Origin of the sequence: Burkholderia ubonensis subsp. mesacidophila, from assembly GCF_002097715.1 — a bacterium.
GTDB classification, from domain to species: domain Bacteria; phylum Pseudomonadota; class Gammaproteobacteria; order Burkholderiales; family Burkholderiaceae; genus Burkholderia; species Burkholderia mesacidophila.
The window spans coordinates 113,015-138,766 of record NZ_CP020740.1; the positions used below are offsets into that span (position 1 = coordinate 113,015).

A 25,752-nucleotide genomic window follows, 5' to 3' on the forward strand; every position below is an offset into this window, starting at 1 on the left:
GCTTCGCCGTGGCGGCGAGTTCGCCTTCCGATTCGCATCGAATGCCGCGAGCGACGCGCACTATCCGCGTGGCTATGCCGCTGTCTTGAGCGTCAGCGGCGATGTCGACTCCGTCACGTCATGCCCGGCAATTGCCAACGCCAGAACCGGGTTCAAGCTGTCCACCATCGAACTCGGAATCAGGATCGTGGCCCCGCGCTCCTTTGTCGTTTCATAGATGATGTTCATTGCCCGCAATTGAAGTGCGGCCGGATGATTTTCGTAGACCCGCGAGGCTTCGACGAATTTCGCCGCCACCTCGGCCTCCGCGGAACCGAGTATCACGCGCGCCTGCTTCTCGCGTTCGGCTTGCGCCTGCCGTGACATCGAATCCTGCAGCGCGACGGGGATCGCCACGTCCCGGGTTTCCACGGACCGTACCGTGATACCCCAATCTGCGGTTTTCCTGCCGATCTCGTCTGCGAGGTGTGCATCGGCAGCTTTTCGATCAGAGAGCAGCGTGGCCAGCATCGATGAACCAATCATCTCCCGCAGCGAGGTTTGCGCGACGCGATCGATGGCCTGCCGGTAATCAGTGATGGCGAGTGCCGCTTTCTGAGCGTCGTGTACGTGCCAGAAAATGATGGCGTCGACGTTGACCGGCACTGTATCCCTGGTAAGCGCCTCCTGTGCGTTGAACGCAGTCGTTTGAATACGCTCGTCGATCACCGCGACAACGTTGTCCAGTATCGGGATAATCATAAAAAAACCAGCTCCCTTGACGCTCTGCAGTTTCCCGACGCGCAGGATTACGAACTTCTCCCAGACATTGGCCACTTTCACGGAGAGTGCGATAAGGACGGCGACGATGAAGAAGGGTAACGCGAGATACGGATTGACCAAGGTGCCGACGGCCAGCCCCGCCAACAAAAAGGCAGTGGAAAGAAATAGTGTGAGGGGGTTCATGGTGGCGCTCCATTCAGTGATGCCGACTTCCGGCAAGGGTTACGAAGCACGACATATGTTCGCCCGGTTGCCTCTGGCGCCCTGGCATCAGCGGATTGGGCGCTTGTCCTGAACGTGCGCCGGATTGCGATGCAATTCTGTACGGTGACGTACCTGCACGAGGGCGAATCACTGGAGATAGTTCTCTAGCGTACCGACTCGCCCAGCCCCGGGACGAATAATGATCCACGTCACGCAGGAATCCCGGAGCTGACCATGGAATACCCCATTTTTATCACCCGACAGGAAGGCTCACGCTATCACGGGTGGTTGCCGGATTTTCCCGGCGCGCACGTGGAGGGCAACTCGTACAGCGAGTTGGCAAAGGCCGCAAACGACCGGGTCAATGCACTGTATGACCAATGCGCGCGCCTCATCCCTTCCCCTACAACGGACATGGCGGCATTGCAGGCGTCGTGCATCGACGACGGCGAGGGAATCTGGAGGTTCATCGATATTGCCCGGCCGACGTCGTGTTCGGTGCTGGTCTTGCTATGCCTCCCTAAGCAGCTCGTGGAAAAAATCGACTCAGTGGCGAAATCGCGCCATATGAGCCGCGAAGCGTTGGTGGCCGAGTGTACGGAAGGAATTGGCGTACCAGCGTTGGAGTCCTCGTGCCGCGAACTTGTCTTGGCGTAGCTACCGAACGCGACTCTGCGGATTCATCTCATCTGCCCGGGTTGCGTCCCTTCACTGATGCTGGAGAGTCTTGCATGCGCCGATTGTCGTAACGAGCGACGTGCCAAACAAAAAGCCGGCGCTTGGCCGGCTTCGAGTTCCGCCTTGCTGGGGCGGCTCCACGTTCTGTTTGAGATCGAGGAGTTTTGCTACGCCTACGTTATAGCTTCGGCAGATAACCCATGCCCAGACGTTTCCTGGCATCGGCAATACGTTGCTTGGGTGTGACGGCTTTCCACGAACGGGCATGGCGTCTCTGCCACTCCGGGTGAACAACGGGCATTCCATCGTCGGTCGCGCGTGCTTCCACCTGTTCCTGTTGGCCGTCCTTCGCATTTTTTTCCCGTTTCGGGTAATCGTTCATCAATATGCTCCCTCCAAAACCCGCGTTTCGTCATTGATTAGCTCGCGCCGCTCGAGTCGAGATAAAGCTGCGCAAGCGATACGGATCGCGATGGCCCACTTCGATCACGGCGTTTCAATCTCGATGAAAGTCTGCGGTCGATCTGCAGTCTTTGCGTCATGTCCCACCATGCGCCTGCGGGCTTCGGCAGTCGGTACGCTGCCGTACGGACCGGATGGCATGGATGCGAGTCTGGCCTCGGTGCCGGTTCTAAAGGCGTTTCAAATCAGGGAGCAGGCGGTCGAATTCTCGCCTAACCACGCCGTAGCATTCGCACACGCGCTTCTCAAGCCCGGAGCGATCCAATACCTCGATGTGCCCATAGTTGTACCGGATCAACCCGGCATCCTGAAGTTTCAGCGCAGCTTCCGTCACGCCTGAACGTCGGACACCGAGCATGTTGGCGATCAGCTCCTGCGTCATTTTCAGTTCGCTCGACGGCAGGCGATCAAGGCTGAGTAGGAGCCATCGACAGAGCTGCTGGTCGATCGAGTGATGCCGATTGCATACGGCCGTCTGCGCCATCTGAGTGATGAGCGCCTGAGTGTTTCGTAGCAACAGCCGCTGCATCGAACCGCCTCGACGGAACTCGTCTTTCAGGATGCGTGCATCGAGTCGGTAAGCGTGTCCTGCGCTTTGGACGATCGCACGGCTCGGCGTTGTTTCGCCCCCCATGAAAAGCGCGATGCCGATCAACCCGTCGTTGCCGACGATGGCAATTTCGGCTGACGAACCGTCTTCCATCACGTACAACAGCGACACGATGGATGTCGTCGGAAAATAGACGTGGCTGAGCGCACCACCCGACTCGTACAGCACCTTTCCCAACGGCATGTCGACCAACACAAGCCGCGGAGAAATACGCGCCAGATCTTCTGCAGGCAATGCTGCGAGCAGATGATTTTTGCTCCGAGATGGCTGACCCGACATACGTCACTCCGGCAGTAGCTGCGGCCTCACCTAAGACGACCCGCCCACGCGAAGCGTCATCGGCTCAAACCTCGAACTCGCGAAGCAGGCGTTGAGCGAGGATCTTGGCGTCTTCGAGCGCGAGACGGTACAGCTCCCGATCGGTATCGGTCTGATAGGGGGGATCATCGTTCGGTCCCTCGCTGCTGCGACGCACATACACATAGCCTCGGTACAAACCACGCGACGATTCCATCACACGAATGCGTGCAAAGTGTGTTTTGGTACTGAATGTGAAATCGTCCATGATGATTTCCGCGTGTATTGAATCATCGTAGCACTCAGCGTGAAATCGAACGGATGCGTCCCGTAGTGCGTGTCTACTCAGCGGGCCCGAGGATTACATCGACAGCGGCCTGGCCGGCGATCTCCGCAACAAGGTAGGCCCAGCGTTCGGAAAACGGACCACCCCGGATTTTGATGCGCTCGCCGAGCGCTGCCACACCAGGAGGCTTGATGGGTCCTTTGATGCGAAACCAGACATCGAACATATCCGCCGATGTGGAAAGCAGATCAATGTGAATCTCGAATCCGCGATATGCGACTGTTCGTTGCATGAAGACCTCGGGTTGCAGCAGCGCGAGAAGCCACAAAAGCCAATGGTAAACCTATTTTCTTCTGCCTGCGTTAAGGGTTATTCGATGCCTGCCCGCACGCGTCGTCGCGCGCTCATAGTCACGCGAATGAGGGCAGGCATCGAATAACCCTTAACGTCTGCTGCCGCCCCGTAGGTCATGCCTCACGAGCTGACCGGAGAGCGAGACCGGGCTGCTCTGGGCACGGTTTGGGGTGCACGGAATACGGGCTAGACTGATAAATACTATTATCTGCCTGTCACTGTTTTTGATCTAAACTGGCGACCATGAAAACGCGCGAGACCGAACCCGTCACGTTTCCCGACGACGCCGAACTGGCCGCGCTGCGCGCCTGGTACGCCGGGCTCGACGCGCGAGCGGCCGTCGCACGCTATCTGGGCGACCGCAAGGCGCTAGGGGCATCCGCGCGCAGCGTGCTCGGTCGCATCCGGCGTGCATTGGTCGCATACGCGGCAAGCCGCCATCGAAACGATCTGGCGGAGGTATTCCGCGAAAGGAGCCCCACGTCGGCCGACACCGCTGTGCGCGCGATCGAAACTTTGCGCTATCTGCCAGCACCGGCGCCGCGCATTGCCGACGAGATCGACCGGTGGTTGCCGCCGCGCGCTGTGGCCGCCCTGCGGGCGCATGGCATCCGGACGCTCGCCGATCTGACCGTGCGGATTCCGCGCCGGCGCCGCTGGTGGACAGCGATCGCCGGACTCGGCGTCACTGGCGCACGCCGCGTGGAGGCGTTTTTTGCTGCCCATCCGGCGCTGACCGAACGGGCGCGGGCGTTGATCGTCGCAGCGCCGGCCGGCGACATCGTGCCGTGGGAGAAGTTGCGCGTGCCGCACGAAGTCGATGGCTCGCGCGGGCAGTTCCGCGCACCGCAGGCCGCCTGCCTGCTGAATGCGTCCAACGATTACGAGGCGATCCAATCTTGGCTGTCACTGCACGAATCGGCCGCCACGCAACGCTCCTACCGTAAAGAAGCTGAGCGCCTGATCCTGTGGGCGATCGTCGAGCGCGGCCGCGCGCTGTCGTCGCTCACCACTGACGATGCGATCGCGTACCGGACATTTCTGCGCCGGGCCACACCGCGCGAGCGTTGGGTCGGGCCGTCGCGCCCTCGGCACAGTATCGAATGGCGGCCGTTCACCGGCGCGCTCTCTGCCCGATCAGCAGCATACGCACTGAACGTCCTGTCAGCGCTGTTTCGCTGGCTGGTCGAGCAGCGCTACGTGCTCGCGAATCCATTCGCCGGCGTCAAGGTCAAGAGCCATGCACCACGCGCGGGATTGGACGTGTCGCGGGGCTTCTCGGAGGGCGAGTGGTTGCTGATCCGCACGCTAGCCGATGGCCTCGAATGGTCTTATGGCTGGAGCGTGCTGGCCGCCCAGCGCTTGCGGTTTCTGCTCGACTTCGGCTATGCGACCGGCCTGCGCGCGAGCGAACTGGTCGGCGCGACGCTTGCCGACATTCGCCGGGACGAGCAAGGTGATCACTGGCTGCACGTGCTCGGCAAGGGTGGCAAGCACGGCAAGGTGGCATTGCCACCGCTTGCGCGGACGGCACTCGACCAGTTTCTCGTGCAGCGGGGCCTGCCGGTCACGCCCGCGCGCTGGAATCCGGCGACGCCGCTCGTCGCGAGTCTCGAGGGGGACGGCGCGCACATCGAAAGCACAAGGCTTTGGCGCGTGCTTAGGCGGTTCTTCGTACTGGTCGCAGATGCGATCCAGGACGAGCGGCCCGCGACAGCCGAGAAGTTGCGCCGCGCAAGCCCGCACTGGATGCGGCACACGCACGCGTCACATGCGCTGGCCCGAGGCGCCGAGCTAATCATGGTGCGTGACAATCTGCGCCATTCGTCGATCTCGACGACGTCAACCTATCTGCACAGCGACGAAGTGCAGCGAGCCCGCCAGTTCGATCAGGCGTTCGCCGCACGCGACCTCAAGCGATAGCTCGTTTATGTCGATTCACGAATAAGCGCACGAATTTTCATAACTTCGGGGCTTATGATAGGAAATTGCGCTTACCTTGTTCATCCCCCTTGATGGAAAGCGTGTCCGCAGGTCTGGACGAGCGAGTTCAGCAGCTCAAGGCAATCTGGCAAGGCGGCATCGCCGCGTATACCGTAATTGCCGCTGCGGTCGATCCAACGCTGCCTGATCGGACGATCAAGTCGTACCGGGGAGATCTCTTCGCGATTGACGAGCTCCAAATTGACGAAAGCGGGACGTTTTACGCGCGGTACTCGCGTGTGCTGACACCGGTTGAGTTTAGGATCGACACGGCGACGCACCGGAGCGCCGCGGGCGAAGGGCTGTTCCCGGTTGACGCGCAAATGGAGTCCGGCCTGTCGTCGGCGACCGTTCGTGAAAAGTTGCCGCTTATGCGCGAGTGGCTCATTGGCGTCGCGCGGAATCGCGCGCCCGTGCAATACGCGGAGCTGATGCGTCGATTCGATCTCTGGTACGGCACGCTCTTCACGAGCCTGAAGCAGCTTGGTCAGGCGTGCGTCGCGGCAGGCGAGCCGGTGATCACGGCATTGGTCGTCGATAAGGAGACCGGGCGCTGCTCGAAAGGCTTCAAGGATGTCTTCGGTATCGAAGACGACGAGGCGGAGCGCACGCGCTGTTACGCGTACTGGTCGGTCCCAGGTGCGGCTATCGCGGCGAGCGGCTCCGACGCCGCGAGCGACGACCACGTGACTTCGCCTCCGGACAGTACCGGCGAGGACCTCGCGCGCGAAAATGCGGAAAGTATCGCGCGCTTCATGAGTGTCGAAGTTAGGCCGCAACAATCCGCGTTTCGTCGCGCAGTTTTCGTCGCCTATGGTGGCAAATGTGCCGTATCAGGGTGTGACGTTCCTGAGGCATTGGAGGCGGCGCACCGGCATGGCCGTATTTGGCGGGATGGCCACAATCAGGCGAGCGACGGAATCCTGCTTCGCCGAGACCTCCATGGTTTGTATGATCGCGAGCTGCTCGACTTGTCGGAGGGCGTTGCTCGCTTTGATGCCCGGGTTCTCCGCCACTACGAGCACCTCGAAGGTCTGAGGGTTTCTGCGGTATCCGACGGTGCCGACTAACCGCTACTCGTTCGGTGCCTGAACATAGGGGAAGAGGGTGGCCCGGTTCTCGCCGGTGCTGCCGGACAATGGATGGGCGACGGCCATCCGTTCGAGCGGCGCGAGCACGTTGGCCCGGCCGCCGACCTCGATGATCTGGTTGTCCGGGGCCGTGAGCGGATCGCAGATGTCGACGTCGGCGTCGACCCGCAGGCCGATCGTCGCTTCGTGCTGTCGCAGCCACGCGACGATGTGACGGGCGCGGCCGGCGCCGATGCGCGGCACGGCCCGCCACCAGGTGCCGCCGCGCGCGTTGCAAAACGCCACGAGTTCCGCGAGCGTCGCGATGTGCTGCGACTTCAGGCGCACGGCGACCAGCGGCCGGAACCACACCGCGAGCTGCGCCGCCTGCTCGACCATCTTCGGTGAGACGGCAGCGAGCTTGGCGCTGCCGTGCTTCTTCGTAGAGGCCTTCAGGTGCTCGGCCAGCACGGGCGAGCCGTGCTCGAGCGCGAGCGCGACCAAATCAGCCTGCATGTCGCGCATCCGTCGCTCGACGGCCGCGGCCGTAAGTGGGACACCGCTCTCGTCCTCGCCCAGGTACAGGCGGCCGATAGTCGCCGCCGCGACGTGCTGGACATAGGCCCGCAGCGCGGTGAACTCCTTGCGAGTGTAGGTGCGCTGGTGCGCGACGGTCTGCGGCCGATTGGACATGGCGGCTCCTCAGAAAGCGGGTTGGTTGGTGTAGCGTGGTCGGTCGAGTTGCTCGCGCAGCCAGTCGTCGTCGGCCAGCGCGACGGCGAGGAAAGGGGGGACGGCCAGCCAGCGCAGACCGAATTCTTCGTCGTGCGCGGGATTCTTGCGACGCCGGTACCACTCGGCGAGCCCCCGGCGGACCGGGTAAGGCCGCAGGTTGTCGGTCGTCTTGAGCCAGAAATCCGCGGTGTGCGGGCCGCTCACGCGAATCAGCGTGCCTGCTCCTACGGACGCGATGTCGACGCGCTTGCCGTTGCGTACTGCATTCGCAATCAGCGCGACGGCCGGCCGATGCGTTGTTGTATATCCCACGCGTACCTTGCGCAGCACTGCCGTGTCTCCGAAGCGAGCAGCCAGCCAGACCACGGCCGCAACCAAGCGGTGATTCCCGTTCGAGCAATGCACGGCGCCGCCGTACGCACTGAGGTCGAGCGTGCGGCGCGCGGTCGCGGACGGAAAGAGCGTCGCGCCAATCTCGGACTCGAAGTAGGTCAGTGCACGTTCGTCCCAGTCGCTGCACTGCAAGCCGTCGAACAGCTCGCGCCAGGTCGTCGCGCCGGTCGCGAAATTCTTGTGCGAGAGCGCGACAATCGACGTCAGCGGCACGTCGAAATACCCAGCTTGGTACTCGCCGTGCTCCAGCAGCGAAATCACTTCGCGCAGGTCCTGGTCGACGGCCACGGGCCGGTCGAGGATGGCGGTGCGGGAGCACTCCGCGGCGAGGCGTATCTTGGCCTTGATGGGCGCAATCGGGCGAGTCAGTCGCGCCGCGAACAGGGCAGCGGTGTAGGCCGGGAACTCGGAGGGGTCGCGCGGCGCCTGGGGGCGATTGGGGGTGTGCTTCGGGTCTTGCATTTTCGTTTCCATGCGAAGGGTTGACGTGGACCAGCGAATCGACCGCTGGCCGACCCAGATCGCCTGCGCGGGTGCCGTGCACGCGTCGATGGGCTGAAAACGTATAGCGAAGTTTTCGGTGCTACCGCGCGAATGAGATCGCGCGCGACAATGCCTGCTCGAGCAACGTTTCTTCGCGGCCGCGCGCAGCCGACGGGCGGGCCGGCATGCGCATCATGCTGGCCGCCCCGTATAACGCCGTGCACGGTGCTGCGCGCGCAGCCAGCCCGTGTCCGCCGGCGCCGCCGCGAGCTCGCGCGACACCGGCTGCCAGTCCAGGCCCCTCCCGTCGCGTCGCAGTCCGCGGAAGTGCCGGCGCAGCCTGCCGAGCCAGCCGCCCGGCGCTGCGATCGGCGTTACCTGCCGTCCTTGAGCTGCCCAATACCGGGTCCAGTCGGACGTGTGGGCGTGGAGGAACACCGGGCGGGACGGTATCGACCTGTAAGCCGGCACGGAGCGGCGCGGACATCACGCGAGCGCCGCGCGATCGACGGGCCGATAGCCGGTCGAGGTCTTGAGTTCGCGGAGTGCCCATGCCGCGCTGCGCCGTCGGATTAGAAGCGCGTAGGCGTCTGGGCCGCGCGGCCGATTCGTCACGTTCAGGCCTCCGGCATCGGCACGGGCGAAAGATCCGGATCTGGCGGACTGCGGAAATCGGTCATCCCGCCCAGTGTTGAGCCACCCCAGCGACAGAACAGGTCCGCGTAGTTGACGTCGGAAGGCTGGTAGTGGCTGGCGCGTTGAATCACGAAGGTCAGGAATGCCAGCAGCACCAGACCATCGACCGCGGACGTCGAGAAATAGTCGTTGCACCAGGCGTCTTCGAACTGGAAATCCAGACGCTCTTCTTCGCGCTCGAGGTCAGTCCATTTGACCTCGTCGGGCGTCTGGCCGCGGTGGAGGCCGAACACGTGCGCGTAGCCGTGTCCCTTCACCAGCACCGAGAAATGGTCGTCCAGCACGAACACGCCGTCGGGTTGGCACCCCGCGCCAGCGTAGCGTGTCAGGGACAGTGCCGGAGTTAGCCAGCCGTCGAAATCGCAGTCCCGATCCACTCGGTATGCAAACACATGCCGGAACGGGCGGTAGCCGCTGTCGGTTAAGCCGTGCTCCAGCAGGGTATCGAACTGGGCCAGCTTGGCGGTCGCCGCCGCGAGCGTGCGATCGTCGAGCGTCGACTTGACCTCGATCACACCGAGCGTGGCCTCGAGCGGCACGAGGCGTCGGGTGTCGTCGCCGATGTCCAGCGGCAGCGCCGGGCAGTTCAACGCGTCATAGACGATCACGTCGAATTCGGGCGTGGTCGCGTCGCCCGCATAGTACACGTGGCCGCGCGTGACGCCCCATTTCGGGGGCAGGCGCTCGCGCAGGAACTGCCGCACGCGCGCTTCGCGCGGGCCGCCCTTGTGGTCGGGGCGTGCGTGCGCGGCACTGTCGGCGAACGTGGCCCACAGGCTGGCGGCAGCGGCACGGAGCAACTGGCGAACATCGACGGGCGGCGCCCGGTGCGCAGACGGCATAAACACCTCGATGGACAGGTGGATTGGGTCGGTGACCCCTTAACCGGCAAGGCGCAAAGTGCCATACCCCTATTTAAGGCCACTAAGCGTAACCGTGATAATACGAATTATCACGGCTATAATTATATGGGGTCAGATAACAATATTGGAATTCGCCGCTCACACAACGAAAGTTGTGTCCAAATTTCAACTAATGTTGTGTTGATGGAGCGCTCGCTGCTCCCTAGCTCCCTGTCGCACGCGGGTGCCGGACGTTGAACCTTGCCAGGTCTGGGTTCGTGGCCAATCCATGGCGGCAAGATCGGCGCGACCCCTGGCCGAGTCCGAGGACGCGATCGCCGCCGCGGGTCCGTGGCGCACTGCCGCAGACAATTCAGACTATTGTCGGCGCCATCGTGACTTACTGCGAGCAGCTCGCGCGCTTCCCGGCCTGCGGAGATGTCCCGCATACCAGCTCAGGAGTTCGTGCAGATCCTCTCGCGGGCCTTCGCGCGCGCGGATCAAAATGCAGACGGCCCGCGCAGTTTCTGCACGGGCCGTCAGGTTCAGGATGGGGCGGTACGCCGCCGGCGCGGGTGCTGGATCGTCACGGTCGCGTGCGCGGGCGCACGCCCAGACGGGTATGGATTTCTTCCCGGCCCTGTTCGGCCTGCTCGTCAGGATCGGTGAACTCTAGGGTCATCCGGGACGGATCGAGCGGTCCGCTGAGCGTGCGTCGCCGTGGGGGCTGACGACGCTCGATCGCCACAAACCCCAGCGAGTCATTGCGCGCGACATGGTCCCCTGTTAGCGGCTCGCGCGGATCGCGCAGTATCGCGGCAGTCACCACATCGGGACGCGGCACGCCCTCGCCGATCGTCCCAAACGTGAGCGAGCCGAACTTGTTCATCAGCGACAGCTCGCGCTCAAGGTTGGTCAGGCGCTCGTCCGTCCGCTTCTCCCGTCGCTGGATGTAACGCAGGTAAAAGCGGGCCTTCCGGATCGCACCAGACGGCACCGGAGCCTCCAGCAGACCGGAATGGGCCGCAGCCTTTTGCGTTTTCGGGTCCTTCAGCACCTTCAGGCCTTTGAGCGCCTTCGACGCAGACCGCCGGCCCGAGCCGGCACGCACGCGTCGGGCACCCTGCCGGCCTTGCGGGAATTCGCGGTCAGGGTTGCTCATGCAAAAAACTCCTTTTCGTTCAGATACCTGTGTAACGTTATCACCGACGGACTGGACGCGGCAACCTCGAATGCGAGATCCCGCGCATCGCCCGCCACCATCCAGTATTGCGGGCCACCGCTGGTCTCGAACAGTTCCGACAGCGTGGAAACCGAGCCATCGGTCAGGCCTTCGGGGAAATAGGGGAACAGGTCGGCGATGTCCTGATCCGCCTGCGTGACGATGAACGGTCCGTCGAAGCCATAGCGCGGCCACGCGTAATACCCCATCACCCGGTCGCCGTTCGCCAGCGCGGGCATGTTGATGCCTCCTGCCGCATGGCACTGGATTTGGGCCAGCCCGAGCGTGTCGCACGCGCGCACCATTCGCCACAGCATCGCCGCCCCCATGCCCCTCGGCGCATCCTGTTTCAGGTGGATGAAGTCCAGATACAGGTAACGGAAGGCCGGTGTGCGATGCACACTCACCGTGTTGACGCTTTCCAAATAGGTGGCGTGCCGGATATCAAACTTCAAGGCGTTGCGGTCGCGCGTCATTCTGATAGTGGCCCCGCCCGGCGCGCCGCAGAGGTGGGTGATCGTCTCGTCGTCGACCACGTCGAAGCCTTGCTGGTCGGCCGGCGCGACGGCCGAACGGTCCACCGTGACCGGCGCGTGGTCGAACCAGGCCGCTTCGATGTTCAGGGTTTCCGTCAGGTCTACAGGCGCGGTGCTCATCTTGTTTCGGCGTGTGGGAGCGGAGCGGCGAGTGTAGCACCCGGCGCTGGTACGGCCGGGTGGCGGTCCGGGTCGAGGCCGTGCTAGAAATGCTTCCTTTTTTCCCGCCAGCAAATTCCACATCTGTTAGCTCGGCTTCTCAGATCAGTGATTTTTGCCAGATTGGCGATTCTCGGCGACACTTTCGTCAGACCCTTGGCCGCGGGCCAGGACGGCCATCGATTCGCCGGCCGCCGCGCACGACCCTGCGTCGATCAGATGGTCGGCGCTACGATTTCCATGGCAATCAACACGGTTCGCGTTGTGCGAGCCTCCACACCTTCACGGGGAATATCAGCATGACGAGCATCACCCACGAAAACGAGGAGTGCCTGTGCGTCGGCGGCCCGCTGCCCGCTGGCGACGCATTCCCGGCCACCGGCGTCGCGGTCGTCTACACCTACCGGCCCGAACCCTTCGACAACGTCCCTTCAATCACGGCGTCGTATGAACGCAAGCCGCTCACGCGTCAAACGTCAGAGGGCCCGGAAACCCGCGACTTCTTCGTGTTCGCCGGCGAACAGGATACAAAGGGCCATCAGGTCCGCAAGGGCCTGTCGGACGCCGAGGCGCTGGCCGTGACGCTGGCAACGCCCGATCTCTACTGGAAGTCAGCTCAGTGACTGGGAGCCGCCATGTCGTCGACCGTCGACCAGCTCGGCACTCCGGAACTCGTCCGCCGCGCGCTGCTCGAGGATGACCGCGCGGTGCGCGCGCAATTTGCCGAGCATCTGGGTGCAGAGCTTGATCGCCTAGCGAGCACCCTCGCCGAATGCTTTGAGCGGCTGCCGACGCTGCATGCCCGGGTCGCGGCGCTGCGTACCCAGCGCAGTAGCCTGATGGATGTGCTCATGTTCGGCGTGCTGGATGACATTGTGATCTCGACCAAGCTGCTGTTGGGCGGCAAGGGAACGGCTGCCGGCAATCTGATGCGCCAGGCGATCGAAGGCGTCGCGATGTCGATCTTGTGTTCGGCCGATGGCGCAGTGGTGCTTGACGCGCGCAGCAAGAAGGGCGACCTGCTGGGTGAGTACTGGTCGTTGGTGATGGTCGACGATCCGCGCGTCCAAGCGCAGCGCGCGATCCAGCAGCTGACCTGGAACGCTGAGCTACTCGCGGTCGATCACAGCGGTCTCGACGAGTTGGCTGCGGTCGCGAAGCACTACAGTAGCCTCAGCCACGCCGGCATCATGACGATTCTCAGCCGGGTGCCGCTGAACGCCTCGGGTCAGCCCACCGTGGGCGGAAGCTTCGATCCGGGCAAACTTGATTGGTATCGCAGAGAGTTGGACTGGCGCGTCCGGCTGTCGCGCCAGTTGCCGAATGTGATCGAGCACCTGCTCGGCACGCTGTCGCCGCCGACATCGGCGGCGACCAACGCCTGAGCTCACGCGCCCCGCGATTACCGAGCGGCGAATCGCTTACACAAGGAAAAACTCGATATGGTGGCATCTGAAGTAGCGGTCGCGGCATCCCGAGTCGCTCCGGCCGTCGCGCAAGCGTCGGTGAACTGGTACGGCATCGTCGCGTCGAGCGCGGCCATTGGGGCAACCATTACCGCGCTCGCTACGTTGTACGGCCAGCATCGGAGCCGCGAGCACGAGAAGGCAAGGCTCGCCGAGCAGCGCGCGCCCGCGCAGCTCGACGCGGCGCTGATGCTCGAAGCGTTCGCAAAACAGGCAGTCGGCTATGCCGATGCACGCGCCGCACTGATCGCGGAATCGATACGGGTCCATGATCCTGACCACGACGACGAGCCAGTAAGCGAGCCGGTTGAGTGGACTCCGCTGGCCTTCGACGGGTCGCTCGCGAAGGAGTGGACTGCTCTCCCGATCGAAATCTACTCACAGTGTCGTGAACTGCCGTTATCACTCGCGGAGAGCGACAAGTGGACCTATGACATGGCCGCGCAGGAATGGGTCGACGCTGCCGATGCGTATGAGTTGGACCGTCAACGCGCAATCCTCTACGGGCTGCTTGCCGGAGAACTGGCCACACAGATTCGGTCCGCCATCGGAGTGCCGGCGTCAGTACTGGCGACCGATTGCTTCGAGCGCCTGCAGCGCGAGTTCGACGAGTTGAAGCAAACCTACGTCCGATCGGGAGGGGCGATCGAACTGATTCCCGACCTCCGGACCCGATTGCAGCGCGAATGTCCGGATGCCCCTGGGCCGCTTCCGGCTACGCTTCCGATGGTCCAGGCGGCCGATGGTGTCGCATGAGCGCGCACGTCCCGCCGGAATGTCGCTCCCCGACACCCGCGCACTTACGCCATTGCGTGCAGCAGTACCGCGGCATGTTGCCGGCCGGCGTCGAGCAGGCGTTGCTCGATGCCGCGCACGAGCTCGAGGCGAGCGAGGAAGCGTTTGCCGTCGTCGTCGACCAGAAGCACGCGCTGCAGTGCCGGCTCGCGCAGACCGAATCGAATCTGCGCGCGGCGCTCGCGCTGCACCTGCGTTCCGACGCGTAACCCGAACAATCAGGATCCCCCCATGCATGAAGCGGCCACCGATGACGGACGCCCCGTACCCACCGCCTACGCGGCGCTACTACTCGCGGCCGAGCGCGGCTACACCCACGAACTGTTTTTGCGCGAAGCGGGGTTCTTCGTGACCTTGCGATACGCCGACGCGATGCCCGATCGGCAGATCGACGCGTTCCTGGTAGTCAACGACGGCGGTTACCCATTTCTGCTCGGGTTCGTGCGCGAGGGCCTCGGGATCCAGCTGCGCTTTAACTGCTACATCGCGGGCAGCCTCGAGCGCGAGTTGCGCGACACGCGCAACGTCGAGCTCGTTGAGCATGCCGCCAGCGCGGAACGGCGCTACGCGGTCCCGCTGTTGCATGCCTTCGACTAAGGATCCGCGATGAGCACGATCGACCCTCGCATTTCCCTGGCCCGTCGTCTGCGTCAATGGTTGGCTACCGCGGAAGGGCGGCGCTGCCTGCGCGCCGTGTGGCATATCCTTGTGGCGATCGCGTTTTTCGCGGTCGTTGCGGTCTTGGAGCACAAGGGCAATGGCTGGCGCCACGCGGCGTTGCTTGGCGATCCAGAGGCGCGCCGCATGCGCGCAAAGGTGGTCAAGGCACTGGGCCATGACGACGCGCTGTCGGTGCTCGAGCATGCGATGACCGGCTTCGGGGCCGCGTTGCTGGGCATCGTGGTCCTGCAGCTGTTCTACGTGAAGCTGGTCACCGAAAACGGGCGGCCGATCGAACCGCTTGGACGAGCGGGATGGGTGGCCGCACTGATGGTCGCCGGCACGGTGGGATTCGGTGCTGGCAAGGTGATGTACCCAGGCACGGAGCCAATGGTGGGCGCGCTCGTCGCGATCGCGGTATTGGCCGTGTTTGCTTTCCCCCGCCAGTGGCGCCGCCTCGCCGAGCATGCCCCGCAGTGGATCATTGGTTTGGCAGGTGGCGTCATGTGGGTCGCCGGCGATGTCGCGTGGAAGATCTATCACGCCCCCGTCACGCAAGATCCGCCCGAGATTGTGGCCGCGCACTTGATCGGGGGCTTTGTCACGCTGGTCGTCACGAGTTGGGCGGTTGGCAAGCTGATGCGGCGGACGCGCTGGCTGAGCCCGGCGCCCACGCGAGGCCGCTGACGTGCGAGCGACCCAAACCCGCGCGCTGCTGCGCCTGACGCCCGCCCACTTCGCGCTGTACCGCGCGTATCTGGAGGGGCTCGACGAGCCGGTCCTGCACGCACTATAGCTTGCCGGACACCGACGTGCGCGTGACGCGCCGCACGCTGGCGACGCTGCGCGACACGCTGACGATTGCCGTGCGGCGCGCGCGTAACACCGACGCGGCGCACCTGTTGCGCTTGAAACCGGGCAGCTTGCCGCGCGACGCGCACGCCGGCGCCGCGGCCGGCCAGGAAGTCCCGACGCTCGAGGCGTTCCGAGCCGTAGTAAATCCCGAGGCGTTCTACAGCGAGCGCGAGCTCGTCGCGCTCTACGTCGACACCTATCCGCCGGCGACGTCGCCCGCGCTCGACCGCAAGGTCGCGCGCAATCGGCGCTTGCGCGACCGGCAGGACGCCGCGCGCGCTGGCGAGCACCCGATGCGGCCGGTACCAAAGGAGCGTCCGCACCCTTCGCCCGGGCGCGCCGAATCATGAAGAACGCTGGCTAGTTACTTCGTCTCGTCTTCCCAGTCAGGCTGAGGACTCGTCGGCATGTCCAGGCTGGCGTACGCATCGCAATCGGCCCACGCCTGTGCTTTCGTGCGGCGGAGCGGTTGTACCTTTTTGTGCTCCGTTTGCGATGCTCCTGACTTCGTGTTCATCCACGCATAGAGCGCGGGATCCCCGTCGTACGCCATGTACACGGTGTAGCCAGCGCCTTCCAATTCTTTGATCCGGCTAGGGCTCAGAGCATCCGGGTGTTTGTTGCTTGACATAATATCGACTAGCGAAGTTTTTGTGGGGTCTGATTGATATTGGACGGTTGCAGTCAACGTCACGAACGCTGACGTCCGCGTCGCCGTCGCCGATCGCGAATTTCGCGCGCGGCGTCGCGCCGCGGCGCGTGCCACGCAGCCGGGTTACGATGCGCCGCCCGCCCGCATGACAAACAGTCGTTCATCCCATACGACCGGCCGCGGTTCCGCAACTACAATCCGTACGGCGTCCGGGTGTGCGGGATTCACCAGCGCGTTGTATTCCGCGCGCGCGACGACCGACGGCACTACCAGGATCGCGCTGCGCGCTTCCGTCAGCCATGCGTCGCCGAATCGACGGGCGATCTGCTGCGCCGGGGCGTCCCACCCTTCGGGCAACGATTCGGCGGTGTGTCGTTCGATGCTCACGTCATCGGACACGGTCGACTCGACGCATGCGTGCGTCTTTGGCACCCTGCCGATACGCGCGTGGACGAGCACCTCGAGCATGGCGCCCGCGAACGTCAGCGCCGCGTAAATGACCGGACGGCCCGGGCTGTTGAAGCGTCCGCCGATCAGCATCGCGCCGGTGCCGCTCCAGATCGTGTGCCGCGTGTCGGCGATGCGGTACAACTTCATGCCGGAAGCCCGTAGAAGAGCTTCCACAGCACTTCCTCGACGCGACGCGCGCCGAGCTCGGTGAGCGCGACGTCCAGCGGCGCACGCCCCTCGAGCTCCGGGTGCGGTGCAGCCAGGAACTGGCGGGCCGCGTCTGCGTCATCCCACACGTACGCCGCGGTCGCGACGATTCGCGCTAGCCGTTCGGTCTTCTCGGATTCGTCCTGCGTGAGCCGCTCGCGCCGACGCTTGTAGGTTGCCTCGGGGATGATGCGCGCCAGCCCGCGCGCGCCGCGAACCGAATAGCCGCCGGCGCGGCTCATCTGCGTGTTGGCCGCGTCGACGCCGTCGGCTGCGAATTTCGCGCGCGCGGCGTCGGCGGATCACCAGCGGCGCAATCAGCGGCAAGCCCGGCGGCGCCGATCGGCACGAAGCGCTCTTTGTTGCCCTTGCCGATCACGCGTAACTCCCGGGTCGCCGGGATCTCGCCATCGGCCGGATGCAGCTGGAGCGCGGGCCGCGCGGCCGGCCTGGCCCCGTCGCTCCACGCAGCGAGGCTCGCGCGGGTGGAAGCGCACAAGTCGAACGGAAGCACCCGCTCGATCTGCAGCTTGTGCGCGCTTGACGGGCTTCGGGTCGGTGACGGCGGTCTACGGGTTGCCGGCCAGGTAGTGCACCCTAATCAGCCACTCGAACGCCGCGCGCATCGTGCGCACCGCGTAGCGCTGACTTTCGAGCGACGGGCCGCCCGGCGCAGCCAGTTGTGCGCGCCGCAATCCTCGACCCGCAGCGACGACAGCGCGATGCCGCGCTCGACGATCGCCCACCGCAGGAACCGCTCTAGCTCGCGCCGCTATGCGCGTTGCGTGGCGCCCCGGCTCGCGTAGTGGTTCAGGTACGCGCGGATCGCGTCGAGATCATGCTGCGCGGCGACGTACGGGAGCGCCGGCACGCGATTCGCGCCGTGCCCACCGGACAGCGGATGCGGGACGGCGAGCCGCTCGAGAGGCACCAGCTGGCTGCGCAGCGGCTCGCTGGCCGGGTCCGCCGCCACCAGCGGGTCGATCGCGTCGACGGCGACCGCCACCCGAGCGTGTCGGCGTGCCTGCGCAGCCACGCGACCGGCACGCGGGCCCGGCCGACACCGATGCGCGGCACCGATCGACACCAGCTGCTGCCGTGCTCCTTGCAGCGCGCGACCAGCGCGCCGAGCGTAGCAAGGCATTCGCCGGCGAGCCGCTCGGCCACCAGCGGCCGAAACCCGCGGCCGACAGAGTGGACCGCGGCCGGCGTCGCGGCCGCCCACGCGCCGGCCGCCTGCTCGATCAGCTGCAGCGACACGGGCATCAGGCGCGGCTCGCCATACTTTGCGATCGACGCCTGCAGGTGCGACACGAGCACTGACGAGCCCTCCCGCAGCGCGCGCGACCAGGTCGTCGCGCATCGTGCGCAGCAGGCGCTCGACGTCGAGCGGATCGGTGGTGTCGGTGTCGAAGTACAGCCGCGCGATCGTCGCGATCGGCAGGCCTTTCACGTGCGCAGCGCGATGTTCTCGGTGCGGCTGTAGGTGCGCAGCGGGGGCAGCGTCAGCTGCTACGGACGGTTCTTCATGACGACTTGATCACGACGTCCGGCGTGACGGGCCGGTCCGAAAACCACGCCTGCTTGACGTTTGCCACGGCCTGCACAATCGCCGCGGCGACCGCGAGCGCGCCGAAGACGGCCACGAACCGCTGGATGGTTCGATTGTCGCGGTGCCGGCGTTCCTCGGTGTCGTACTCGTCCAGCACCGTCATCGCGCGCGGCGCGGCACGATATCCGCCCCCGTTGTTCGCAATGAGCGCGAGGCCGTCGGCCGCGAACGCCTGTAACGTAAACTCAGTCTGATTGAGCAACTCCTGCCGAGCCGGATGGAAGATCCAACGCTCGCCGAGCTGGTGCCGCAACACGCCGAACGCAGCCAGCGGCGTATTGGGTTCGCTCATCGAATGCTCGAGCAGCGTGCGCAGCACGTCCATGCGTCGGCGCCGCTCGATGGTGCGACGGTTATACCGCCCCTGCCTGAAGTCGTCCCAGCACGCCTGGACGCGGTAGCCGCGGAGCCACACCCCAAGCACGAAGCGCGTCGGGTTGTCCGATCGGAATTCGTACTGGCGCAGATAGGAAATCAGCGCGACATCGCCGGTGCTGGCCTCGGCATAGGTGAGGTGAACCGGCGTTTGGTAGCGTTCGGTTGCCTCATCCCACGCGTCCGCCACCAGCACGTCGTGCCGCGCCTCGCGCACCAGCACGTCGCCGACGGCGAGATTGCTGATCGTCGCCGTGAAGAACCTGCGACCGTAGATCCGGGGCGCCGACAGGGGAATGCGATCGGGTGCCGGCGTCTTGGTGACGAGCTTCATTGCGCGACGAAAGAAGAATTCGCGAAGGCTCATAGGGCGGTCGAGGTCAAAGCGTTGTCGTAGGTCATTGTCGCCTGAATCGGCGAGCGCCCGCCCGGCACGCGGGAAGATTCCGGCCGGCTTCGGCCAGGGCCGCTTGCACGGCCGACCGCTGGCGCAGGTCGTCAGACGCCGACCACATGCGTATAGAACCAATCATCGAACGCGTCGAAGCCCGCGACCGTCAGCCCGAGCCGGTGCGCGTTGTCGCAGGCACGCACCAGCATCCAGCAGGCGGCTTCCTGCAGGTCGGCGTCGAAGCTCGGTGCGTCGGTGGCGTCGAAATGACGCAGCGCGTTGTAGACGCGGTTTTGCGCGTCGACGAACGCGCCTTTTGGCAAGGGCTTGCCGTGCAGCAACGCATGAACGAGCGCGATCTGGTCGAAGTGCCCGTCGATCACCGCCGCGTCGCCGCGGTGGCGCAGCGCCTGGCCGAGCACACGCTCGGCCGTGCCGGCCAGCGTGATGGCCGACGCATAGCGCGCATGGTCGAGGAACAGCGTGAGTGCCGTCTCGAGCTGCTCGCGCGCGAGGTCGACGCGTTGCCAAGTTTGGGTAGACATGCTGCCTCCTTCGTTCCGTGACGGTGTGTGGGCGGCTCAGGCGGCCGGCGGGTCGTCGCGGGGGATCAGCGCCGAGAGGCGGGCGCGGTCGGCCACATAGCCGGGGCGGTTGAACGCCATCATCTCCGTCACGAGATCCTCCCACAGCTGCAGCGCGCCGATCGCCTGATCGCGGCTGTTGGCCACCAGACGGCGAATCGTCCGCTCGGCCCGTGCGGTGAGGGCTTGGTAGGTCAAGGTTCGGGGTCAGGGAGACGCCGGCCGCCCTGCTCGGGCGCTGCTCAGATCGGACTATAGGAGGTTTGAGGGATTAACCGCAATGCCGCTAATACGAATTAGCGGCATTGATCGCGCGCAAAAAAAACCGGCCGGAGCCGGGTTTGGGCGTTACTGCGCAGTCTCGTCGCCATCCGGCTGTACCAGCGCCGGGGCGGTTAGCTTTACTATGCCGCCGCTAATCTGGATCTGCCCTGCCTCGACCAACGCGTCAAACGCCGCGATGAACTCCTGCTGCCGGCCCTGCAGATGGAAATGGAGCTGCAGCTTCGAGTAGGCGCCGTTGCCGCGCGCCCGCAAGAATTGGACGATTTCATCTTGCATCTCGGTGATCATGCTTGTCTTCCTTCGTATTCGGCGTCCACGGTCGTCGTCCAGGCCGCGGGCGCGATAATTGAATGGTTCAGCGACGACGCGCTCCGCGAGCGAATAACCAGACAATTATACGTGCTCGTGGTGCGCTCGTCGCTGGTCGTGAGGGGTATTGGGGTTTCCTCGGAAACGGCCAATCATGCCGGCGCCGGCGGGTGCGGCGCGGCGGCCGGTAGTTGATTGGTCCAGTCGTGTCCGTTGTGCATGAACAGCGGCACGTCGCCGGCGTCGAGCCGCGCCTGCATCCGATAGCCGTCGAACTCGATTTCGTATGCTCGGGCGCCGCTCGCCTGTGGGCGCTGCATCAGCACCGCGAGCGCCGGCTCGATGAACGCGGGCATCTCGCGGATGCTGTGTGGCGTCGGCCGCGCCCGACGCCGACGCTCGCCTGTCCAGCGCACCATATGTCTCCCCTCCCTACCGCCGAGCGAATCGCGATGGACGTGCCCGAACGTTCGGAAGGCCCGTGCGACCGAAGCCGGATACGCGTAGCCACAACTCCATACCCCTATGACACTCCGTATGATCGGCGCGGATAACTGCCACTCGCGACCGTTATAGCAACAGGACTACAAGATGTGGTGCTCACCGGCTCGCAGAGAACGACGCTTTTGCCGCCGCTCCAACGTGAGCGAAATTTCGAGGAGGTCATCAGCAAGCTGGCGCGACCGCTTTGCGAAATCAACGTGGCGCGCTAGGTCTTCTGATGCAGAGTCCAATTGGGCATCGATGCGGCTCAGAAGAATCAAAATGGCTGTATCGGCGTGGGCGCGCGCGCGCTTTGCGTGGCACCGAGCCTTCCGTACACGTGAGCCTATCCGCTCAATACGGGCGCGGACGCTCGGGAGGCGCGCCGTTTCCAGTGCCAAATACCGCATCTCCAACTTCTCCAACTCGGTAACGCAAGCTTCCGCGCGAGCGACGTCGGCGAGAGCCGACCGGACGGCTTCGCAGTCGATTGAAGCACTCGATAGTCGAGCGCGAACGGGCTTCCGATCTGGGCCGAGACCAGTGGCAAGTATGATTGCGCGAAAGCGACCGAGTGCGGCGCGGATACGGGCGATCCCGGAACGTGGAGACATGGCTGCGCGGGAGGTAGCGTGCGCCCGGCTTTCGCTCGCACGGCGGCAAATTCATACCGAACCTGCCGTTGGGATATGTTGAGCAGCGGCGCGGGCGTTTCACCTGAAGTTCGATCTAGTTGAACGAAGCGAACGCTATAGTCCGCTATGGCATATTGTGGATCACGAACGTTTCGCGATCGCGGCCTGCAATCCACCGAGGTTCACGCCCGCGTCCGCTCCAGACCGCACCCGAGACGGGATCGCGGTACTTTGCTATAGCCGGACTGCGACGCTTTACCCGACGCGACTTGGTTTGAATACCTGTAAACAGGTCCTCCGGCTTCAGATCGAACTCGGCGATCTTTTTCTGAATATCCATTACGGCGCTCTGTACTTCATTCTTGCGAGCGAGCTCCGCCTGAGCTTGAAGTGCTCGTACCTTGGCTTTCAGTTCTTGGTAGGTTGGCATGCTGACCCTTCTGAATTGAACGATTCTTTGATTAGGTTTGACTGTGGCCATCGCATTTAAAAAAACGTCGGACTACATATGATATTGAGTGCAATGACCACGTGGAATAAAAAGCGCGATCGAGAGGGGAGATCGCGAACCGCCTGCGCTGAGAGCTAGCGAGTCGCCGAACACAGGCGGGGCCGGCGACCGAGGCTACGTGTCTTCGCCGGGATGAACTGGTGCGCCAAGAAAACAAGCACCGCGAAAGTGAGATCTGGATGGCCTTTTGTGGTCATGCAAACATGAGGCTCGCGTGCGCAAGATCCCGCCGGCGCAAGCGTGCCTGGCCTGCGGTCTGTCGTTCGACCGTCGCAGGGGACTACGATCGCCGCGGGCGAATCGGGCCGAAGCATAGACGGGTGCGCTCACGCAATGCGCTTCGGTCAGGCAATGTTGTCGTAATATACGGTCAGCCATGGTGGTCTCTCAATGTGTACGCCAAGGTCAGGCCGCAGGCGTTGTTCGCAGCATCGTCTGCGGCCGCTCCGTCTAGGAACCCGTCTTCGCCCCGCTCCCCCCACTGCACGACTTCCACAAAATGCAGCGAGGCGTCGTCACGATTGATCACCCCTCCGCAGGAATGGATCGTTTATCCGCGAGGTCAACGGGGTTCAGCGCCATTCAAGCATTCCCCTTCAGCTTCAACCAGACCTTATTGCGCAGTTGAATCGCCGCGGGCGAGCACATCTTGTACGGCTTGAGCCGATCCTTGTACTGCTCGGGCGTTTTGATCGCAGGGTTGTTCAGCAGCGCAGGGTCGATGTAGCGCTCCGACCCGACGATCTCGTTGCTGTACCGAATCGCGTTCGTTACCAGCGCGATGTTTTCAGGCCGCATCATCCAGTCGACGAACTTGTAGGCCGATTCGACGTTCCGCGCTTTTGCGGGGATAAGGAGGCTGTCCATGAACAACCGGACGCCCTCTTTCGGATACACGAATCGAATGGTCGTCAGACGATCCTGTGCGCGCGCCGCAGCGCCGTTCCAGACGTGCTGAACAGTGATTTGCCTGGTGGCGAGACGGTCGATCGTTCCGTCGTTGCTGTAGGTCTTCACGAAAGACTTCTGTTTCTGCAGGACGTCGAGCACGCGTTTCGCATCCTCGGGGCGCTCGGTGCATTCATCCTGTCCCAGATACCAGCTCGCGGCCATGTACAGCTCCTCCTCGACGTCCAGATCGCCGACCTGCCCGCGCAGCGCCTCGGCAGGCTCGAAGAAGGATTTCCAACTATCGTCGAGCCGGCCGCCTGGCACACGCGCGCTGTCGTACGCAAACCCAGTCAGCACGACCGTAAAGGGCATCGCGTAGTCACGCTGAGGATCGAATGTCGGGTGGCGATATTCCGGCTTGATGTTGGCGATATTCGGCAACTTGCTCTTGTCGAGCTTGAGCAACAGGCCGGATTTCACCAGCACCGGGACATAGTAGTCACCGGCCACCACGACGTCGTACCCTCCTCCTCCCGCCTGCAGTTTCTGGGTCAGCGCTGCGTCGCTCGCATAGGTGTCGAGTGTCGTCTCGATGCCGGTATCCGCCTGGAACTTCTTGAGCAAGTTCACAGGCAGGATGCCCGGCCAGCTTCCGATATGCAGCTCGGCGGCCTGGGTTGTGACAGCGGCAAGAAGCAACATCGCCCCGATTGCTTTTTTCATAGCGTTCCTATTGCTTGGAGATTCGATTGACCTACGTCGTCCAGCCTGTCCGCGGACCGCCCTTTACCTCGAGCACCGAGGATCCACACGGCGATCAGTTGCACCGACGAAAGGCCGATGACGACGGTTGAAACAGCACTGACTTTTGGTGTGATGCCGATCTTCATCGCACTGAAGATGTACATCGGCAATGTGGTCATGCCGGCGCCAGCGAGAAAGTAACTGGTGACGTAGTCATTCATCGACGCGACGAACGACAGCAGTGCTCCCGCGACAATGCCTGGTAGCGCTAACGGCATGGTGATTTGTCGAAACGCCGCCCAAGGTGTGGCTGACAGGTCCGCAGCGGCCTCGAGCAACGTGCGATCGATTCTCTTGAGTCTGGCTTTGATCGGCAGGTAAGCAAGCGGCACACTGAAGACCACATGCGCGAACAGTACGACGCCAAATCCAAGGTCGGTCTTGAACATCGAGAACAACATCATGGTGGCGATCGCCAGCACGATTTCGGGTATTGCCAGCGGAAGCGCGATGAGAAGTCCCGCCGGGTCGAAACCGTGCTGCGCACTTCTCGACCACCATGCAACCGCCGCGCTCGTCGCCAGTGCGGTGGACAGCACCATCGACATCATCGCCAGACTGAGTGAGTTCTTCGCGGCCCGGACCAGCGTCGGATCCGACCAAGCCTCCACATAGCCCCGGACACCGAACCCGTCCCAGATGAGTGCGGACGGGCCGACGTTGAAGCTCATCCATATCACGATCAGCATCGGCAAATAGAGGAACAACAGCACTGCGATCGCGATTGCCGCAGTCAACGGAAACCGGCGCAGCTCAGGCGAACTCATGACGACGTTCCTGTCGTTGAAGAAGGGAACCCAGTCGAGACACGAGCATGGCCAGGAGCACGATGGCAAGCAAGGCGAACGACATGGCGGCGCCCAAAGGCCAATCCCGGCCGCCGGCGAACTGGAAATCGATCAAGTTGCCGATCATGAACGCGTGGTTGCCACCGAGCAGCCCGGGGATCGTATAGGACCCCAGTGCGGGAACGAAGACGAGCCCCACGCCCGCCATGATGCCCGGACGGCAGCAGGGTACGACGACATGGATAAGTGCGGCCGGCTTGTGTGCCCCGAGATCGTAGGCCGCTTCGACCAACCGCCAGTCGAGATCATCGAGCGCCGCGAAGATCGGCAGGACCATGAACGGCGTGAACGCGTAGACGAGGCCGACCACCGTTGCGAGATCGGTGTAGAGCAAGCCGAGCGGGCCTTGCATGAAGCCTCCTCTGATCAATAACTGGTTCAGCAAGCCGTCGTCGGCAATGACGATGATCCATCCGTACATCTGGACAACAACGCAGGTCCAGAACGGAATCGTAATCAGGATTAACAACGCAGCCTTCGCTTTCCGCCGGCGCGTCGCCATGAACAGCGCCGTCGGGAATCCGATTGCCAGACAACCCGCGGTGGTCAGCAGGGCCATGGTCACCGACCGGGCGAAAATGGCGAGATAGCCCTGCTGAAGAACACGCGATCCATCCCAGTCCCAATCGAAAACAACCCGCTCGTACGCCCGAGCAGTGAAGTGACCCCACGCGACGCCGCCAAAGTCGAGCGGCATGCTGAGCGAGACCACGGCCAGGATGATCATGGGAATGACCACGCCTGCGATCATGACGAGCACCGTCGGGTCGCTCATCGTCCGCCACGATTTCAACAGGCTGAGTATGGGGATTTGGCGCACTGCCAATTACCTCAAATCGGTCAATTCGGTTGGCAAGAAGCGTACCAAATCGCCCGATTCATTTATAGTCGGCGCACGTGCCGTTCGCGCCAATGTGTTATCCCTGAGCGCCAATGCCATTATAAGTTTGGCTGTCGACATTTTTTATGAAACTATTGCGAATATAGAAATTATTGTGCTCTGGTCTTATTTGGATTGGTGTGGGTGCATTTTAACGTCGGCCAATCGTCAAGTTGCACTAACCGGTCGCGGGTATTGAGCCGCATTCCGGCGCCCGGCTGGCGACCCTTATGACGGTAAGCGGCTTCGCCAGTCGGTAGTCTGACCCGCGGTGCGCGACTGCACAC

Annotated in this window: 35 protein-coding genes and 1 pseudogene; 12 read left to right on the plus strand and 24 right to left on the minus strand. The window is 63.6% G+C overall.

What is annotated here, in order from left to right; genetic code table 11:
• Positions 1 to 72: 72 nt before the first annotated feature.
• Positions 73 to 945: a slipin family protein gene (locus tag B7P44_RS35570; protein ID WP_084910924.1), complete on the minus strand. Its 873-nt coding sequence runs from the start codon at positions 943 to 945 to the stop codon at positions 73 to 75.
• 255 nt (positions 946 to 1,200) lie between these two features.
• Here B7P44_RS35570 and B7P44_RS35575 point away from each other — a divergent pair, with 255 nt between their 5' ends.
• Entirely contained in the window at positions 1,201 to 1,623 is a 423-nt protein-coding gene (locus B7P44_RS35575) for a type II toxin-antitoxin system HicB family antitoxin (RefSeq protein WP_084910926.1), read from the plus strand.
• Between the two features lie 199 nt (positions 1,624 to 1,822).
• Here the strand turns inward: B7P44_RS35575 and B7P44_RS35580 are convergent, their stop codons facing one another.
• The 4 genes from B7P44_RS35580 to B7P44_RS35595 form a co-directional block, all read right to left on the minus strand.
• On the minus strand, positions 1,823 to 2,026 hold the full coding sequence (locus B7P44_RS35580) for a hypothetical protein (protein WP_081538804.1): 204 nt from the start codon (positions 2,024 to 2,026) through the stop codon (positions 1,823 to 1,825).
• 249 nt (positions 2,027 to 2,275) lie between these two features.
• Positions 2,276 to 2,995, minus strand: coding sequence for a Crp/Fnr family transcriptional regulator (locus B7P44_RS35585; protein WP_084910928.1), 720 nt, complete (start codon positions 2,993 to 2,995; stop codon positions 2,276 to 2,278).
• A gap of 64 nt (positions 2,996 to 3,059) precedes the next feature.
• Positions 3,060 to 3,281 (minus strand): hypothetical protein, encoded by a 222-nt coding sequence (locus tag B7P44_RS35590; RefSeq protein WP_017335007.1) that lies wholly within the window; start codon positions 3,279 to 3,281, stop codon positions 3,060 to 3,062.
• Positions 3,282 to 3,354: 73 nt separating this feature from the next.
• Positions 3,355 to 3,591, minus strand: coding sequence for a hypothetical protein (locus B7P44_RS35595; RefSeq protein WP_026045370.1), 237 nt, complete (start codon positions 3,589 to 3,591; stop codon positions 3,355 to 3,357).
• Positions 3,592 to 3,896: 305 nt separating this feature from the next.
• On the opposite strand from B7P44_RS35595, the gene B7P44_RS35600 reads away from it, so the two are divergent.
• On the plus strand, positions 3,897 to 5,576 hold the full coding sequence (locus B7P44_RS35600; protein ID WP_017335005.1) for a site-specific integrase: 1,680 nt from the start codon (positions 3,897 to 3,899) through the stop codon (positions 5,574 to 5,576).
• A 101-nt stretch (positions 5,577 to 5,677) separates the two neighbouring features.
• Positions 5,678 to 6,706, plus strand: coding sequence for an HNH endonuclease signature motif containing protein (locus tag B7P44_RS35605; protein WP_133118014.1), 1,029 nt, complete (start codon positions 5,678 to 5,680; stop codon positions 6,704 to 6,706).
• A gap of 3 nt (positions 6,707 to 6,709) precedes the next feature.
• Here B7P44_RS35605 and B7P44_RS35610 read toward each other — a convergent pair whose 3' ends face one another.
• The 5 genes from B7P44_RS35610 to B7P44_RS35630 all read right to left on the minus strand — a co-directional run bounded on the left by B7P44_RS35610 (position 6,710) and on the right by B7P44_RS35630 (position 11,733).
• Positions 6,710 to 7,399: a phage integrase family protein gene (locus tag B7P44_RS35610; protein ID WP_084910933.1), complete on the minus strand. Its 690-nt coding sequence runs from the start codon at positions 7,397 to 7,399 to the stop codon at positions 6,710 to 6,712.
• Between the two features lie 9 nt (positions 7,400 to 7,408).
• Positions 7,409 to 8,296 (minus strand): hypothetical protein, encoded by an 888-nt coding sequence (locus B7P44_RS35615; RefSeq protein ID WP_133118013.1) that lies wholly within the window; start codon positions 8,294 to 8,296, stop codon positions 7,409 to 7,411.
• A gap of 638 nt (positions 8,297 to 8,934) precedes the next feature.
• Positions 8,935 to 9,855, minus strand: a complete 921-nt coding sequence (locus B7P44_RS35620) for a DUF6602 domain-containing protein (protein ID WP_084910936.1) — start codon at positions 9,853 to 9,855, stop codon at positions 8,935 to 8,937.
• Positions 9,856 to 10,441: 586 nt separating this feature from the next.
• Positions 10,442 to 11,017: a hypothetical protein gene (locus B7P44_RS35625; RefSeq protein WP_084910938.1), complete on the minus strand. Its 576-nt coding sequence runs from the start codon at positions 11,015 to 11,017 to the stop codon at positions 10,442 to 10,444.
• A complete protein-coding gene (locus tag B7P44_RS35630; protein ID WP_084910941.1) occupies positions 11,014 to 11,733 on the minus strand; it encodes a hypothetical protein in 720 nt (239 codons plus the stop codon). Before B7P44_RS35630 ends, B7P44_RS35625 begins: the two co-directional genes overlap by 4 nt.
• A 338-nt stretch (positions 11,734 to 12,071) precedes the next feature.
• On the opposite strand from B7P44_RS35630, the gene B7P44_RS35635 reads away from it, so the two are divergent.
• From B7P44_RS35635 to B7P44_RS35665, 7 genes are all read left to right on the plus strand, one after another.
• Positions 12,072 to 12,395, plus strand: coding sequence for a hypothetical protein (locus tag B7P44_RS35635; protein WP_084910943.1), 324 nt, complete (start codon positions 12,072 to 12,074; stop codon positions 12,393 to 12,395).
• A 12-nt stretch (positions 12,396 to 12,407) separates the two neighbouring features.
• The gene (locus tag B7P44_RS35640) at positions 12,408 to 13,157 is read left to right on the plus strand and encodes a hypothetical protein (RefSeq protein ID WP_084910945.1); all 750 of its coding nucleotides are present in this window, start codon (positions 12,408 to 12,410) and stop codon (positions 13,155 to 13,157) included.
• A gap of 57 nt (positions 13,158 to 13,214) precedes the next feature.
• A complete protein-coding gene (locus tag B7P44_RS35645) occupies positions 13,215 to 13,994 on the plus strand; it encodes a hypothetical protein (RefSeq protein ID WP_193834341.1) in 780 nt (259 codons plus the stop codon).
• A gap of 56 nt (positions 13,995 to 14,050) precedes the next feature.
• The gene (locus tag B7P44_RS35650; protein ID WP_084910948.1) at positions 14,051 to 14,242 is read left to right on the plus strand and encodes a hypothetical protein; all 192 of its coding nucleotides are present in this window, start codon (positions 14,051 to 14,053) and stop codon (positions 14,240 to 14,242) included.
• A 22-nt stretch (positions 14,243 to 14,264) separates the two neighbouring features.
• Entirely contained in the window at positions 14,265 to 14,630 is a 366-nt protein-coding gene (locus tag B7P44_RS35655) for a hypothetical protein (RefSeq protein WP_084910950.1), read from the plus strand.
• 9 nt (positions 14,631 to 14,639) lie between these two features.
• Positions 14,640 to 15,380 (plus strand): hypothetical protein, encoded by a 741-nt coding sequence (locus B7P44_RS35660; protein ID WP_084910952.1) that lies wholly within the window; start codon positions 14,640 to 14,642, stop codon positions 15,378 to 15,380.
• A gap of 110 nt (positions 15,381 to 15,490) precedes the next feature.
• Positions 15,491 to 15,898: a hypothetical protein gene (locus tag B7P44_RS35665; RefSeq protein ID WP_231716883.1), complete on the plus strand. Its 408-nt coding sequence runs from the start codon at positions 15,491 to 15,493 to the stop codon at positions 15,896 to 15,898.
• A gap of 425 nt (positions 15,899 to 16,323) precedes the next feature.
• On the opposite strand, the gene B7P44_RS35675 is transcribed toward B7P44_RS35665, so the two are convergent.
• From B7P44_RS35675 to B7P44_RS38030, 5 genes and pseudogenes are all read right to left on the minus strand, one after another.
• Positions 16,324 to 16,797 (minus strand): RES family NAD+ phosphorylase, encoded by a 474-nt coding sequence (locus B7P44_RS35675; protein ID WP_084910956.1) that lies wholly within the window; start codon positions 16,795 to 16,797, stop codon positions 16,324 to 16,326.
• A pseudogene (locus B7P44_RS36065) lies at positions 16,794 to 17,057 on the minus strand (antitoxin Xre/MbcA/ParS toxin-binding domain-containing protein); the annotation flags it as partial. The gene B7P44_RS35675 and the pseudogene B7P44_RS36065, both read right to left, overlap by 4 nt.
• A 38-nt stretch (positions 17,058 to 17,095) precedes the next feature.
• Positions 17,096 to 17,371: a hypothetical protein gene (locus tag B7P44_RS38020; RefSeq protein WP_167389847.1), complete on the minus strand. Its 276-nt coding sequence runs from the start codon at positions 17,369 to 17,371 to the stop codon at positions 17,096 to 17,098.
• Between the two features lie 55 nt (positions 17,372 to 17,426).
• Positions 17,427 to 17,552 carry a hypothetical protein gene (locus B7P44_RS38025; protein WP_407924057.1) on the minus strand — a complete coding sequence of 42 codons (126 nt, stop codon included), beginning with the start codon at positions 17,550 to 17,552 and terminating at the stop codon, positions 17,427 to 17,429.
• 115 nt (positions 17,553 to 17,667) lie between these two features.
• Positions 17,668 to 18,024, minus strand: a complete 357-nt coding sequence (locus tag B7P44_RS38030) for a phage integrase family protein (protein ID WP_407924058.1) — start codon at positions 18,022 to 18,024, stop codon at positions 17,668 to 17,670.
• Between B7P44_RS38030 and B7P44_RS38035 the strand changes: the two genes are divergently transcribed.
• Positions 17,924 to 18,343, plus strand: a complete 420-nt coding sequence (locus tag B7P44_RS38035) for a hypothetical protein (protein ID WP_157721154.1) — start codon at positions 17,924 to 17,926, stop codon at positions 18,341 to 18,343. The two genes, B7P44_RS38030 and B7P44_RS38035, sit on opposite strands and share 101 nt — an antisense overlap.
• A gap of 40 nt (positions 18,344 to 18,383) precedes the next feature.
• On the opposite strand, the gene B7P44_RS35685 is transcribed toward B7P44_RS38035, so the two are convergent.
• The 9 genes from B7P44_RS35685 to B7P44_RS35720 all read right to left on the minus strand — a co-directional run bounded on the left by B7P44_RS35685 (position 18,384) and on the right by B7P44_RS35720 (position 25,336).
• The gene (locus B7P44_RS35685) at positions 18,384 to 19,211 is read right to left on the minus strand and encodes a hypothetical protein (protein ID WP_084910958.1); all 828 of its coding nucleotides are present in this window, start codon (positions 19,209 to 19,211) and stop codon (positions 18,384 to 18,386) included.
• A gap of 131 nt (positions 19,212 to 19,342) precedes the next feature.
• On the minus strand, positions 19,343 to 19,780 hold the full coding sequence (locus tag B7P44_RS35690) for a hypothetical protein (protein ID WP_084910960.1): 438 nt from the start codon (positions 19,778 to 19,780) through the stop codon (positions 19,343 to 19,345).
• Positions 19,781 to 19,816: 36 nt separating this feature from the next.
• Entirely contained in the window at positions 19,817 to 20,017 is a 201-nt protein-coding gene (locus B7P44_RS37030; RefSeq protein ID WP_133118026.1) for a hypothetical protein, read from the minus strand.
• A gap of 150 nt (positions 20,018 to 20,167) precedes the next feature.
• Positions 20,168 to 20,392, minus strand: coding sequence for a hypothetical protein (locus B7P44_RS35695; protein WP_084910962.1), 225 nt, complete (start codon positions 20,390 to 20,392; stop codon positions 20,168 to 20,170).
• 173 nt (positions 20,393 to 20,565) lie between these two features.
• Complete coding sequence (locus B7P44_RS35700; protein ID WP_133118025.1) at positions 20,566 to 20,769, minus strand: hypothetical protein; 204 nt, start codon at positions 20,767 to 20,769, stop codon at positions 20,566 to 20,568.
• An 886-nt stretch (positions 20,770 to 21,655) separates the two neighbouring features.
• Entirely contained in the window at positions 21,656 to 21,961 is a 306-nt protein-coding gene (locus B7P44_RS35705) for an H-NS histone family protein (protein WP_084910966.1), read from the minus strand.
• A 663-nt stretch (positions 21,962 to 22,624) separates the two neighbouring features.
• Positions 22,625 to 23,656, minus strand: a complete 1,032-nt coding sequence (locus B7P44_RS35710) for an extracellular solute-binding protein (protein WP_084910968.1) — start codon at positions 23,654 to 23,656, stop codon at positions 22,625 to 22,627.
• The gene (locus B7P44_RS35715) at positions 23,653 to 24,504 is read right to left on the minus strand and encodes an ABC transporter permease (RefSeq protein ID WP_084910970.1); all 852 of its coding nucleotides are present in this window, start codon (positions 24,502 to 24,504) and stop codon (positions 23,653 to 23,655) included. The genes B7P44_RS35710 and B7P44_RS35715 overlap by 4 nt, the downstream gene beginning before the upstream one ends.
• Positions 24,491 to 25,336, minus strand: a complete 846-nt coding sequence (locus B7P44_RS35720; RefSeq protein WP_407924059.1) for an ABC transporter permease — start codon at positions 25,334 to 25,336, stop codon at positions 24,491 to 24,493. The genes B7P44_RS35715 and B7P44_RS35720 overlap by 14 nt, the downstream gene beginning before the upstream one ends.
• Here B7P44_RS35720 and B7P44_RS37035 point away from each other — a divergent pair.
• Positions 25,335 to 25,664 carry a hypothetical protein gene (locus B7P44_RS37035; protein WP_133118024.1) on the plus strand — a complete coding sequence of 110 codons (330 nt, stop codon included), beginning with the start codon at positions 25,335 to 25,337 and terminating at the stop codon, positions 25,662 to 25,664. The two genes, B7P44_RS35720 and B7P44_RS37035, sit on opposite strands and share 2 nt — an antisense overlap.
• Positions 25,665 to 25,752 lie beyond the last annotated feature (88 nt).